Genomic DNA, 12106 nt, shown 5'->3' with positions numbered 1-12106 from the left:
TATTTCAGCATGCGGACTTGAACATGTTCAAGAATCTGCGTAGGTTGAAGCCATGAGTTGAACATGTTCAACTCTGGAATCCCCCTTTTAGAACGGAGCACTGTCATGGACATGACGGTCGTCGCCTACACCGCCTACCTGCTCGTCGCCGTCCCGCTCACCGTGTGGGTCGCCCGGACCCTGGGCGCCAACGGCTTCCACTTCATCAAGGACGTCTTCGACGGGGACGAGCAGCTCGCCCAGGCCGTCAACCGGCTCCTCCAGGTCGGCTTCTACCTGCTCAACTTCGGGTTCGTGGCGCTGTGGCTGCGCACCGGGACCGACATCGCGACCGCCCGGGAGGTCTTCGAGACCGTCGCCGTCAAGATCGGCGCCGTGCTCCTGGTCCTCGGGGTCCTCCACGTGCTCAACGTGGTCGTCCTCAACGGCTTCCGCAGGCGCGGCCGCGTGGTCGACGCCCGCACCCTCGGCGCGATGGAGCCCCCGCGGCCGCGGCCGGGACAGTACGGCCCCCAGCCACAGTAGGATCGCCTTTGTGAGCGCCTCTGCTTCCGGCCCCGACGAGTCCGACGCGTCCGCCCGCCCTTCCAGCAAGGGCGAGCGGACGCGGCAGCGCATCATCGACACCGCGCTCGACATGTTCGCCGAGCGCGGCTACGACAAGACCACGATGCGGGCGATCGCGGCCGAGGCGGGCGTCTCGGTCGGGAACGCGTACTACTACTTCAAATCGAAGGAGCACCTGATCCAGGGCTTCTACGAGCAGGCCACGATCAGGCACGCCGAGCTGACGCCGACGATGCTGGAGGGCAAGGAGACCCTCGCCGAGCGGATCGAGGCGGCCCTGCTGGCCTGGCTCGACATCGCCGGGCCCTACCACGCCTTCGCGGGCCAGTTCTTCCGCAACGCGGCCGACCCGTCGAGCCCGCTGAGCCCGTTCTCGGAGGACTCCGGCGAGAGCCGCGACCGCGACATCGCGCTCTACCAGGAGGTCCTGGAGGGCTCGAAGACCAAGGTGCCCAAGGACATGGCCGACATCCTCCCCGAGATGCTGTGGCTGCACCAGATGGTCGTGGTCCTGTACTGGGTCTACGACGCCTCGCCGGGCCAGGAGAAGTCCAAGGAGCTGGCCCGCCGCACCGCGCCGCTCGCCGCCCGCGTCGTGGCGCTCTCGCGCCTGAAGATCCTGCGGCCCCTGGTCAAGCAGGGCGAGGAGCTGGTGCGGGACTTCCTCATCACCCGCAAGCCCGCCTAGCCGACCGGCCCCGGGACGGCCCGAAGGGCCGCCCGGACGCCGTTGTCCTTGCGGCCCTTCGGTGGTGCAGTGCTCCAGTCGTGCGGTGCGGCTAGCAGTCCTTCAGCTCGGGCGACTGGTTGAGCAGCTGCCCGCGCGGCGAGGTGAACTTGCGGTAGGTGTCCGAGTCGACCTCGGAGACCGGGAACGCCGCGATGCGGTGGCAGTTCTGGAAGGCGAACTTGACGCCGTGGTGGCGCTCCAGCGCGGCCCGCATCGAGTCCGAGGCGAGGGCCCGCAGGAGCTGGCCGCGGGCCTGCTCGTCCGGCGGCGGCGTGGTGTTGTCCGCGAACTGGGTGGACCCGGTGGACGAGACCACCCCGTTCTTCAGGTCGTCGGCGACCTTCGCGAAGAGGTCCCACGCGAACGGCAGGGACTGCTTGACGCAGTCCAGGAACTCGGCGTCGGTCACCTCCCCCGCTTCGGCCTTGGTGAGCAGGTCTTCAGAGACGTCAAGGGACATGCGTACTCCTCTCGGTTCGGAATCGGTTCATTGTGCTGGCGCGGGTCACCGTCCGCTGTCGGGTACTCGACGCAGGCGGTTCCGCGGTCCCGCGGCGTCCAGACGCGGGCCGCGCTCACTAGTGGACGGGCGTGTCGAGCAGGTGCTCGCCGAGGACGAAGTCCGGCACGATCTGGTCCGCGAGGTCCACCCCGGCGCGGTCGTTCCCCCAGGCGAGGGCGGCCTTGCGGTGGAAGTCGTGGGCCTGGCGGGTGAACTTCGCCCAGTCCTTGCCCCCGGCGACGGCCCGCTCGCGGGCGGCGTCCAGGACGGCGAGGTTCTCCGGTTCGAGGTCGGCGACGGGCCCGACGCTGCCGCGCTCGGCGGCCTTGACGTACTTCGAGCGCGCGCACCAGCCCAGGAGCGCGTCCCCGACGTGCCCGCGCAGGAACGCCACGTCGTCATCGTCGTCGATCTTGTTGCCGATCACCGAGATCCGCACGTCGTAGTCCTCGGCGTAGCCCAGGTACTGCTTGTAGACGCCCACGGACCGCAGGGTCGGCTCGCACACCAGGAACGTGTGGTCGAAGCGGGTGAACATGCCCGAGGCGAAGGCCTCGGCGCCCGCGACCATGTCGACCACGACGAACTCGTCGGTGCGGTCCACGAGGTGGTTGAGCAGCAGCTCGACGGCGCCGACCTTCGAGTGGTAGCAGGACACCCCGAGGTCGTCGTCCACGAAGCCGCCGGTCGCGGCGAAGCGGATGCCGTCGTGGGCGGTGAAGAGCCGGTCGAACAGCGGGTTCGACTCGCGCACGGTCACCAGGCGCGAGCCGGGCCCCGGCGGCGTGGTCTTGAGCATGAGCTCGGCCGAGGGCACGAGCGGGTTCGCGCCGCGCAGGTAGTCCTTGATGTCGGCCAGGTGCTCCCCCAGCACCGGGCCCATCGCGGCGGCCTCGGCGTCGAGGCCGAGCGCCGCGGCCAGGTGCTGGTTGATGTCGGCGTCCACGGCCATCACCGGGTGGCCCAGCGCGGCGGCGCGCCGCGCGAACAGCGAGGCCATCGTGGTCTTGCCCGAGCCGCCCTTGCCGACGAAGGCGAGTTTCATCGTTCCGGTCCCCCACCAATTGAAAATGGTTGTTGATTTCAAGAGGGAGCGTAGCAGGCCCCGAAAACGACTGCGCCTCATACGCAGAGGGCCCCGCCTGCCGGAGCAGACGGGGCCCTCTCGGGTCGTGCGGTCGTCAGACGACGGTGCCGGCGGTGCCGCCGGCGACCACCGACTCCAATTGCGCCGCGGCCTTGGGCGCGGCGGTCTTCTTGCGCATCCGCCGCTCCGCGTAGACCACCAGCTTCGAGAGGGCGTACGCCATCGCGAAGTAGATGAGCGCCGCGATGATGAGCGCCTGGAGGAAGGAGTTGCTGTAGTCGCGGCCGATGATGTTCGCCGAGTGCAGCAGCTCGGGGTAGGTGATCACGTAGCCCAGCGAGGTGTCCTTGAGCAGGATCACCAGCTGCGCGAGGACCGCCGGGAGCATGTTCCTCAGCACCTGGGGCAGCACGATGAGACGCTGCACCTGCCCGTGGCGCAGGCCGATCGCCTGGCCCGCCATCGCCTGGCCCGGGGGCAGGGCGTTGACGCCGGCGCGGAGGATCTCGGCGAGGATCGCGGCGTTGTAGATGCCCAGGCCCAGGACCAGGAAGGTCAGGCGCCGGGCCTCGCCGCTCCATCCGAGCGTGTCGGTGGTGAACCCGAAGTGCCCGTCGATGGTGAAGGAGACCCAGATCAGGAGCACCAGCGGCAGCGACCGGAAGAACTGCACGTAGACCGTGGAGGCCGCGCGCGTCGGCAGGAACCGGGAGATCCGGCCGAAGCCGATGACGACGCCGAGCGCCAGGGCCAGCAGCGAGCCCAGCGCGAACGCCACGAGCGTGCTGACGATCGCCGGGATCCAGGTGGTCTCCACCACGAGCGCGTCGAGCGGGTTGACCCAGCGGGAGGACTCGAAGAAGCCCTCGCCGTAGAGCACGTAGGCGACCCAGCCGAGCACGCCGAGGATGACGACCGCCGAGGCGATCGCGGCGAGGTTCGCGTTGCGCCGCCCCTTGGGGCCGAGCGCGTCGAACAGGACGGTGGTCTCGTTCTTGCTGTTCACGATTCGGCCCCTCTCATCGGACGAATGCGGTGCGCTTCTCAGCGATCCGCACGAGGTAGCTCAGGACGAGGGCGATCAGCAGGTAGCCGACCGTCACGCAGATGATGACGCCCCAGAGGTCGAAGCGGCTCTGGGTGTCCTCGATGAGCCGCCGCGACCGGGCGGTCAGTTCGGGGACGCCGATGGCGAGCACCAGCGCGCTGTTCTTGACCAGGGCGATCAGGAGCGAGCCGAGCGGCGGGATGACCGCGCGCACCGACTGCGGCAGGATCACCGAGCTCAGGGACTGGCCGAAGGTGAGCCCCAGCGAGCGGGCGGCCTCGGCCTGGCCCAGCGGGATCGAGTTGATGCCCGAGCGCATGGTCTCGCCGACGAACGCGCCGGTGTACATGCCGAGGCCGAGCAGGGCCCAGACCCAGTTGTCCGCCACGATCCCGACCTTGGGCAGGCCGAAGTACATGATGAACAGGACGGCGAGCAGCGGCACGTTGCGGAACAGCTGCGTGTAGGCGTTGGCGGCCCAGCGTGCGGGGAACGCGGGGCTGACGTGCATGACCACGAGGACCATGCCGATGACGAGCGCGATGGCGTAGCTGGTGAGGGTGACCCACACGGTGGTCCACATACCGGCACCGAGGGCCTCGATCATCAAGTCGAAATTGTCGAACAAGCGGACTCCTCCATAAGGCGGGCGGCGGCGGCCGTGTCACGGCCGCCGCCGCCTCACCGAACGGTTGCGAAGGGACCTAGTACCGGTTCGGGGCCGGGAGCGGGTCCGGGGTCGGCATGCCGGCGGCGCCGAAGGTCAGGTCGAACGCCTTCTGCCAGTCGCCGTTGGCCAGGATTTCGTCGATCATGTCGTTAACGAAGTTACGGGCGTCGGTCTCGCCGAGCGGCATGGCCACGCCGTACGGCTCGTCGGTGAAGATGTTCGACGAGTCGAGGACGCGGAACGCGTCGGGCTTGTCCACGGTGAAGCCGTAGAGGATCGTCTCGTCGGTGCTGACCGCGTCGGTCTGGCCGTTCTCCAGGGCCTCGGCGCAGGCGGCGTAGTCGGCGAGCGGCGTGATCACGGCGTCGGGGTTCTCGGCCTCGAGGTTCGCGATCGAGCCGGAGCCCTCGGCGATGCACACGTTCTTGCCCGCGAGGTCGGCCACCGAGTTGATGTCGGTGTTGTCGGCCGAGACCATGACGTTCTGGCCGGTCTCGAAGTACGGGCCGCCGAACTCGAACTGGGTCAGGCGCTCGGGGTACATGGAGTACGAGGCGATGACCGCGTCCACGGTGCCGTCGTTGATGTACGTCTCGCGGTTCTGCGAGGTCGTCTCGACGAAGACCAGGTTCGCGTCGTCGCCCTCTTCGACGACCTCGCCGAAGATGTAGGTGGCGAAGAGGCGGGCGATCTCGGCGTCGAAGCCCTCGATCTTGCCGGTGGCGGTGTTCTTCTGGCCGATGAGCGGCTGGTCGAACTTGACGCCGACGGTGAGGACGCCCTTGTCCTGGATGTCCTGGATGTAGCCCGCGGGGATCTCCGCGGCCTGCTCCAGGGAGTACGTGCCGACGGACTCTTCCAAGGACTCCTGGTCTTCCGCGTCCTGGCTGGCCTCGCCTGAGCAGGCGGCCAGGGACATGAGGCCCGCGGCCGCAATCGCGGCGGCGGCCTTGCGGTATGCGCGCATGGCTGTTTCCTTCCTTATGGGTGGGGCTGACAGTGTGGTGTTCGGGTGCGGCTCAGTGGGACATGACCTTGGCGAGGAAGTCCTGCGCGCGCGCCGTCTTCGGGTCGTCGAAGAACTCGTCGGGCGGCGCGACCTCCACGATCTGGCCGTCGGCCATGAACACGACGCGGTTGGCGGCGCGGCGGGCGAAGCCCATCTCGTGGGTGACCACGACCATGGTCATGCCCTCGCGGGCGAGGTCCTGCATGACGTCGAGGACCTCGTTGATCATCTCGGGGTCGAGCGCCGAGGTCGGCTCGTCGAACATCATGAGCTTCGGGTCCATGGCGAGGCCGCGGGCGATGGCCACGCGCTGCTGCTGGCCGCCCGAGAGCTGCGAGGGGAACGAGTCGGCCTTGTCGGCCAGGCCCACGCGCTCCAGGAGCTGGCGGGCGCGCTCCTCGGCCTTGGCCTTGGGGGTGCGGCGCACCTTGATCGGGCCCAGGGTGATGTTCTGGAGGACCGTGAGGTGCGCGAAGAGGTTGAAGTGCTGGAACACCATGCCGACGTCGGCGCGCAGGTTGGCGAGCGCGCGGCCTTCGGCGGGGAGGGGCTTGCCGTTCACGGTGATCGAGCCGGCGTCGACGGTTTCGAGGCGGTTGATGGTCCGGCACAGCGTGGACTTGCCGGAACCGGAGGGTCCGATGAGGACCACGACCTCGCCGTCGTCCACGGTCAGGTCGATGTCCTTGAGCGCGTGGAGGTTTCCGAAGTGCTTGTTCACTCCGGCGATGGTGACCATCGGAGCCTTCGGCGTTGCTTCCATTCGTATCCCTGTGGTCGTGTGGAACCCTCGACTGGCGCGGGGCGAGCGGATTGGGCTTTAAATACCTTAGGAATAGTAGTGTGACAGCTCACGCCCGGTCACCGGGGCGGCCGTGGGCCGCAACTAGTCGGCAATTAAGTAACGGCATCATAAAGAAGGACCTGCCCATAACGGGCACGACCCACGCCTGGAACATCGGTGACGCTCGCGTCCGTTGCTGGCCGCCGGGGCGCGCGGCGGACTAGGGTCGAACGATGACCGCAACAGTGGGAGCCGTCGGCGCGGGCGCCGGCGCGATCAGCACCGTGGAAGGCATCACGGTGGAGCAGCGCGGCCTCATGGACTACCAGGAGGCGTGGGACTACCAGAAGGAGCTCCAGCAGCGGCGGATCGACGACGAGATCGGCGACACCGTGCTGCTGCTCCAGCACCCGAGCGTGTACACGGCGGGGCGGCGCACCGAGACGTGGGCGCTGCCGCAGGACGGCACGCCGGTGGTGACGACCGACCGGGGCGGGCAGATCACCTGGCACGGGCCGGGCCAGATCGTCGGGTACCCGATCATGAAGATGCGCAACAAGGTCGACGTCGTCGGCTACGTGCGCCGCGTCGAGGACATGATCGCGGCGGTGTGCCACGAGATGGGCGTGCCGTCGGCGCGCGGGCGCCTGCGCGACCGCACGGGCGTGTGGCTGCCGGAGGACGAGCAGGGCCCGGAGCGGAAGATCTGCGCGATCGGGGTACGGGTTCGCTGGGCGACCACGATGCACGGGTTCGCGCTCAACTGCAACCCGGACATGACCTACTGGGACCGGATCGCGCCGTGCGCGATCACGGACGCCGACGTCACGAGCCTCTCGCGGGAGCTGGGCCGCACCGTCACGGTGGAGGAGGTCCTGCCGGTCGTGAAGAAGCACCTGGGCCTGCTGCTCGAACGGGACTAGACGGATATATGGGACGGGCGCGGCCGGCGGCCGCGCCCGTCTCTGCGTGTCTCTAGGAGCAGGACTCGTTGGGGACGGGCTGCTCGTCGGCGAGCTCGGGGTCGCCGCCCAGGAGGACCTGGAGGATGTTCTTCCAGGCGTCCCCCTCGGGGTAGAAGACCTCGGAGTGGGAGTGGACGCCTTCGATGGTCTTCCCGGCGATGCCCTCGTCGGCGAGGCTGCGGCCGTAGTCGTCGACCGCGCCGGGGGCGTCGGGGAGGCTCCCGGTGACGAGGTTCTTCACGCCGGGGAAGTCGTCGGGGTCGGCGCCGTGGCCGAGGAGCGGCACGTACGGCATGCCCTGGATGTAGGAGATCGGGTCGCCGGGGGCGGTGATCGAGTAGCGGGTGCGGCAGGGCTCGGTGTAGTCCTCGGGGCTGTACACGTCGTTGCCCATGCCCGCGGAGGCGATGTGGAGGACCTGGTCGGCTTCGAGGTCGTAGGTCTCGGCGTACCCGATGACGGCCCCGCCGTAGGAGTGGCCCATGAGGGTGAGGGGGCGGTCGCCGATCTGGTTGCGCAGGTCGAACGTGAAGGACGCGAGGCTCTCGGCGGCGACCTGCGACCAGGACGCCCAGGACTCCTCGACCCACCCGGAGGGCCAGGACGCGGCGGCCCACACCACGATCGCGAGCTCGCCGTCCGAGGCGTCCACGAAGGACTTCGCGCGGTGGTAGTAGAGGTCGAAGTTCTCGCTGGAGAGGACGGCGGAGCCGCCGGGGACGAGGACCGCGACGTTCGCGGCGGTGTCGAGGTCGCCGACGACCTCGATCCAGGAGCCGTCGCCCGCGTTGTTGTACGGGTCGAGGTAGAGGAACTCGCGGCCGGAGCCGATGAGGCGCTGGAGCTCCTCGCGGGGCGGGCGCTCGGCCTCGTCGGTCCAGGGGCGCTCGGGGCTGGCGTACGCGGTGGAGGCGGCGGTGCTCGCTTCGAGGACGAGCTGGTTGGCGGCCATGCGGGCGTGGAAGGGCGCGCCGGGCATCTCGCTGATCGCGGAGGGGTAGAGGACCGCGAGCCACGCGGTGCGCTCCTCGCCGAGGCCGGTGAAGAAGTCGTTGACGGCGAGCGGGTCGAGGCCGCCGCCCGCTTCGTAGAGGGAGGCGAGCGCGGCGCCGAGTTCGCCGGAGGCGGCGGTGGGGACGGCCGCGACGAGTTCGGCGGCGGTCTCGGGGTCGGCCAGCGCGGCGTCGAGGGCGGCCTGCGGGTCGTCGCCGCCGACGGGCGCGCCGGTGCGGAGCGCGGCGAGTTCGGCGGTGGGGTCGGCGGCGAGCACGGGCACCGCGTGGAGCTGCTCGGCCTCGGCTTCGCCGAGGCGTGTCAGTCCGGCGAGGTACACGAGCGCCAAAACGGCGACGGCCGTCAGGACCGTCGCGCGCCACCACCGGAATCTCACCGGGTCAGCGTAGCCGAGCAGGGCGAGGGGCGGCGACCGCTGCGCGTGTGACACGGGCCGGAGGGCAGCCGCAGAGGCGGGGACCGGCGTATCGCGGGCCCCCGGTTCAACACCCTGACACGGGGGTCCGACAAGAACGGGTCGGGGCAGTTCGCGGGCACCCGCAGAGCCGAGGACCGACGTTCCGTAGGCCCCCGGTCAAAACCCTGGCACGGGGGTGCGACAGGACTCGGGCGGGTCGGGTTGCGGTGGGGGCGTGAGTTAGGCGGCGGTGGCGGTGAAGCGGTTGCCGTTGGCGGTGAGGGTCAGGGGGAGGCCGAAGGCTTTGGAGAGGGTGTCGGAGGTGAGGGCCTCGGCGATGGGGCCGGCGGCGATGACGCCTCCGGCGGAGAGGATCAGGGCGTGGGTGAAGCCCGGGGGGATCTCCTCGACGTGGTGGGTGACGAGGACGAGCGCGGGGGCGGCCTCGTCGCGGGCGAGGCCCGCGAGGGTGGCGACGAGCGCTTCGCGGGCGCCGAGGTCGAGTCCGGCGGCGGGCTCGTCGAGGAGGAGCAGCTCGGGGTCGGTCATGAGCGCGCGGGCGATGAGGACGCGCTTGCGCTCGCCCTCCGAGAGCGTGCCGAAGAGGCGGTCGGTGAGCTGGGCGACGCCGAGCCAGCGCATGAGCGAGGCGGCGCGCTCGTCGTCCTGCGGGTCGTACTCCTCGCGCCAGCGGCCCATCATGCCCCAGGCGGCGGTGCGGACGACGTCGAACGCCTTCTCGTCGCGCGGGATCGCGTCGGCGACCTGCGTCGTGGTGAGGCCGATGCGGGGGCGCAGCTCGAACACGTCGACGCGGCCGAGGCGCTCGCCGAGGATCTGGACGACGCCGGAAGTGGGGTGGTTGCGGGCAGCCGCTAGGTTGAGCAGCGTCGTCTTCCCCGCACCGTTGGGGCCTAGGACGACCCACCGCTGGTCAGCGTCGACTTGCCAGTCGACGCCGTCGAGGAGCTGGTTGCCGCCGCGTCGCACGGTGACGCCGGACAGGTCGAGGACGCGTTCAGACTGAGCCACGGGTCAATGAAACCACGCGCCCCCGACGGCCGGACACAGGCGGGCCGCGAGGTGGGAGTAGGACACACGGGCGAGCCCCGACCCGGGCGGACCCGGAGCGTCCCGGCGGTCGTGCAACGGCACGGCTCCCGGCGGCGTCTCTTGTACGTCGCCGCACCCGCGGCGCCGCCATCCCGGACTGGAAACGAGTTCATGCCCCCCATCATCGAGATATCGGGGCTGCGGAAGACCTATCGACGGAGCTTCCGCCAGCCGCACAACGCGTTGGACGGCCTCGACCTGGAGGTCGCCGCGGGCCAGGTACACGGCTTCCTGGGCCCCAACGGGTCCGGGAAGACGACGACGCTGCGGGCCCTGCTGGGCCTCATCCGCGTCGACGGCGGGACCATGCGGGTCTTCGGCCAGGAGGTGCCGCACCGCCTGCCCGAGGTCGTGGGGCGCATCGGCGCGGTCGTGGAGTCCCCGCAGTTCTTCAAGCACTTCTCGGGGCGCCTGACGCTCCAGCTCCTCGCCGAGAGCGCGGGGGTCCCGAAGGAGCGCGTCGAGGCGGTCCTTGAGCAGGTGGGCCTGCGCGACGCCGCGAAGTCGGCCGTCAAGGGCTACTCGCTGGGCATGCGCCAGCGCCTCGCGGTCGCGCAGGCGCTGCTGAAGCAGCCGGAGCTGCTGATCCTGGACGAGCCCGCGAACGGCCTGGACCCGGCGGGCATCCACCACATGCGCGAGCTGCTCCAGTGGCTCGCGCACGAGCAGGGCGTCACGGTCGTGGTGTCCTCGCACCTCCTCTCGGAGGTGCAGCAGCTGTGCGACTCGATGACGATCGTGTCGCGGGGGCGGCGGATCGTCGACGGCTCGGTGGCCGACATCATCGCCGGGCATTCGAGTGCGTCGCTGAGCGTCCGGTTCCCGGACGCGGGGTCGCTTCCGCAAGCGGCGGAGGCGCTCACGACGGCGAAGGCCGGTGTGGGCGCGGTCGTGGAGCGCGACCGGCTGATCGTCACGAACGCGCCGGAGGCGGCGTGGGTGACGCAGACGCTCGCCGAGGCGGGGATCTACCTGTCGGAGCTGGTGGCGCAGACGAAGAACCTGGAGTCGGTGTTCCTGGAGCTGACGGGGACCGCCCCGCAGCCGGGACAGACCGTCCAGGTCGGACAGTCAGTGGCGGTGCCCGCCACTGCGGCGCCGATCGAGGTGCCGGTCGCGGTGTCGCCCGATGCCGGGCCCCGAGCCGGATCCGAAGCCGAGGAGGCGCAGCGGTGAACCTGTTCAAAGCGGAGCTGCGGCGCATCGCGCGCCGGCGTCTGACCCTGGTGTTCGGGATCATCCTGCTCGCCGGCGTGGTGGGCCTGGCGGTGATCCTGGCGTCGATCTCGTCCGAGGGCCCCAGCGAGGCGACCCTCGCGGAGGCGCAGGCGCAGGCCGACGAGATGAACGAGCAGAACCCGGACTACCTGGACTGCGTCGAGGACGAGGCCTACTTCGAGGACAACGAGATGTACGGCTGGGTCGAGACCGACCCGGAGTACCAGGGCATGAGCCACAAGGAGGCCTGCGAGCACTTCGTGGGCGGATGGTGGGCCGAGGACTTCCTCTGGACGTACACGTTCAACTTCGAGAACGAGGGGCCGTTCGTCATCGTCGGCGTCATGATCGTGGCCGGTCTGGTCATGATGCTGCTCGGGTCGTCGGCGATCGGCGCCGAGTGGTCGAGCGGCGGCATGTCGAACCTGATGGTGTGGCACCCGAACCGGATGCGGCTGTGGGGCGTCAAGCTCGGCGCGGCGCTGACGGCGTGCGCGGCGGGGGTGGTCGTCCTGGCGGCGCTCGCGTTCGGCCTGCTGGTGCTGGTGGCCTCGCTGCGCGGCGAGGTCGGCGTGCTCGACGGCGTGTGGTGGGAGGACACCCTGGAGCTGGTGCTGCGGACGGGCGTGCTCGCCCTGGGCATGACCCTCCTGGGCGCGTCGCTGGCGATGCTGGGGCGGCACACGGCCATCGCGGGCGGCGTCATCGCGGGCTACCTGATCGTCGGGGAGCTGATCGTGAACATGGTGTCGATGAACCTGTCGATGGACTTCCCCGAGCGCCTGTCGCTGTACACGTGGGTGGGGGCGTGGATCACCGGTCGGGTCGAGCTGGTCGGCGGGTACGCCGGCTTCAACGACATGACCCCTGAGGTCATGGTCATCACCTGGGGCGACGCCGGTGTCCTCCTGGGCGGCATCGTCCTCTTGTTCGCCGCCCTGGCGACCTGGTCCTTCCAGCGCCGCGACGCGGCCTAGACGCAGGACCGCCCCGCCGCTTCAG

13 protein-coding genes are annotated in these 12106 nt (G+C 70.0%); 5 read left to right on the top strand and 8 right to left on the bottom strand.

The genetic code is table 11. The features are described from left to right. The first annotated feature begins 105 nt into the window (after positions 1–105). Entirely contained in the window at positions 106–525 is a 420-nt protein-coding gene (locus ACFFXY_RS07470) for a hypothetical protein (RefSeq protein WP_382347854.1), read from the top strand. Positions 526–535: 10 nt separating this feature from the next. Continuing rightward, positions 536–1255, top strand: coding sequence for a TetR/AcrR family transcriptional regulator (locus ACFFXY_RS07465; protein WP_382347851.1), 720 nt, complete (start codon positions 536–538; stop codon positions 1253–1255). Between the two features lie 91 nt (positions 1256–1346). Here ACFFXY_RS07465 and ACFFXY_RS07460 read toward each other — a convergent pair whose 3' ends face one another. The 6 genes from ACFFXY_RS07460 to ACFFXY_RS07435 all read right to left on the bottom strand — a co-directional run bounded on the left by ACFFXY_RS07460 (position 1347) and on the right by ACFFXY_RS07435 (position 6376). Beyond that, the gene (locus ACFFXY_RS07460; protein WP_359953754.1) at positions 1347–1757 is read right to left on the bottom strand and encodes an SCO5389 family protein; all 411 of its coding nucleotides are present in this window, start codon (positions 1755–1757) and stop codon (positions 1347–1349) included. Between the two features lie 118 nt (positions 1758–1875). Then, positions 1876–2844, bottom strand: a complete 969-nt coding sequence (locus tag ACFFXY_RS07455; protein ID WP_382347848.1) for an ATP-binding protein — start codon at positions 2842–2844, stop codon at positions 1876–1878. Between the two features lie 136 nt (positions 2845–2980). Continuing rightward, positions 2981–3892: an amino acid ABC transporter permease gene (locus ACFFXY_RS07450; protein ID WP_382347845.1), complete on the bottom strand. Its 912-nt coding sequence runs from the start codon at positions 3890–3892 to the stop codon at positions 2981–2983. Between the two features lie 13 nt (positions 3893–3905). Beyond that, positions 3906–4562 carry an amino acid ABC transporter permease gene (locus tag ACFFXY_RS07445; protein WP_382347843.1) on the bottom strand — a complete coding sequence of 219 codons (657 nt, stop codon included), beginning with the start codon at positions 4560–4562 and terminating at the stop codon, positions 3906–3908. Between the two features lie 76 nt (positions 4563–4638). Further along, a complete protein-coding gene (locus ACFFXY_RS07440) occupies positions 4639–5571 on the bottom strand; it encodes a glutamate ABC transporter substrate-binding protein (protein ID WP_382347840.1) in 933 nt (310 codons plus the stop codon). 52 nt (positions 5572–5623) lie between these two features. After that, positions 5624–6376 (bottom strand): amino acid ABC transporter ATP-binding protein, encoded by a 753-nt coding sequence (locus tag ACFFXY_RS07435; protein WP_382347837.1) that lies wholly within the window; start codon positions 6374–6376, stop codon positions 5624–5626. Positions 6377–6630: 254 nt separating this feature from the next. Here ACFFXY_RS07435 and lipB point away from each other — a divergent pair, with 254 nt between their 5' ends. Next, positions 6631–7320 carry a lipoyl(octanoyl) transferase LipB gene (gene lipB / locus ACFFXY_RS07430; RefSeq protein WP_382347835.1) on the top strand — a complete coding sequence of 230 codons (690 nt, stop codon included), beginning with the start codon at positions 6631–6633 and terminating at the stop codon, positions 7318–7320. A 52-nt stretch (positions 7321–7372) separates the two neighbouring features. Here lipB and ACFFXY_RS07425 read toward each other — a convergent pair whose 3' ends face one another. Both ACFFXY_RS07425 and ACFFXY_RS07420 read right to left on the bottom strand, forming a co-directional pair. Then, positions 7373–8752 carry an alpha/beta hydrolase gene (locus ACFFXY_RS07425; RefSeq protein ID WP_382347832.1) on the bottom strand — a complete coding sequence of 460 codons (1380 nt, stop codon included), beginning with the start codon at positions 8750–8752 and terminating at the stop codon, positions 7373–7375. A gap of 261 nt (positions 8753–9013) precedes the next feature. Next, a complete protein-coding gene (locus tag ACFFXY_RS07420) occupies positions 9014–9805 on the bottom strand; it encodes an ABC transporter ATP-binding protein (RefSeq protein ID WP_359953740.1) in 792 nt (263 codons plus the stop codon). 192 nt (positions 9806–9997) lie between these two features. Between ACFFXY_RS07420 and ACFFXY_RS07415 the strand changes: the two genes are divergently transcribed. Together ACFFXY_RS07415 and ACFFXY_RS07410 are read left to right on the top strand one after the other, a co-directional pair. Then, positions 9998–11062, top strand: a complete 1065-nt coding sequence (locus ACFFXY_RS07415) for an ABC transporter ATP-binding protein (protein WP_382347828.1) — start codon at positions 9998–10000, stop codon at positions 11060–11062. Further along, positions 11059–12081 carry an ABC transporter permease subunit gene (locus ACFFXY_RS07410; protein ID WP_382347825.1) on the top strand — a complete coding sequence of 341 codons (1023 nt, stop codon included), beginning with the start codon at positions 11059–11061 and terminating at the stop codon, positions 12079–12081. The genes ACFFXY_RS07415 and ACFFXY_RS07410 overlap by 4 nt, the downstream gene beginning before the upstream one ends. Positions 12082–12106: the final 25 nt, after the last annotated feature.

It is taken from the genome of Glycomyces mayteni, from assembly GCF_042428885.1.
Taxonomy (GTDB): Bacteria; Actinomycetota; Actinomycetes; order Mycobacteriales; family Micromonosporaceae; genus Glycomyces; species Glycomyces mayteni.
Note: the sequence above shows the minus strand (reverse complement) of the source record. Positions and strands in the feature narration are given on the sequence as shown.

What these genes read in the sequence shown, in the direction of transcription:
- ACFFXY_RS07470 (WP_382347854.1), top strand. Translation starts at nt 106, where the DNA reads ATGGACATGACGGTCGTCGCCTACACCGCCTACCTGCTCGTCGCCGTC.
- ACFFXY_RS07460 (WP_359953754.1), bottom strand. Translation starts at nt 1,757, where the DNA reads ATGTCCCTTGACGTCTCTGAAGACCTGCTCACCAAGGCCGAAGCGGGG.
- ACFFXY_RS07455 (WP_382347848.1), bottom strand. Translation starts at nt 2,844, where the DNA reads ATGAAACTCGCCTTCGTCGGCAAGGGCGGCTCGGGCAAGACCACGATG.
- ACFFXY_RS07440 (WP_382347840.1), bottom strand. Translation starts at nt 5,571, where the DNA reads ATGCGCGCATACCGCAAGGCCGCCGCCGCGATTGCGGCCGCGGGCCTC.
- ACFFXY_RS07435 (WP_382347837.1), bottom strand. Translation starts at nt 6,376, where the DNA reads ATGGAAGCAACGCCGAAGGCTCCGATGGTCACCATCGCCGGAGTGAAC.
- lipB (WP_382347835.1), top strand. Translation starts at nt 6,631, where the DNA reads ATGACCGCAACAGTGGGAGCCGTCGGCGCGGGCGCCGGCGCGATCAGC.
- ACFFXY_RS07415 (WP_382347828.1), top strand. Translation starts at nt 9,998, where the DNA reads ATGCCCCCCATCATCGAGATATCGGGGCTGCGGAAGACCTATCGACGG.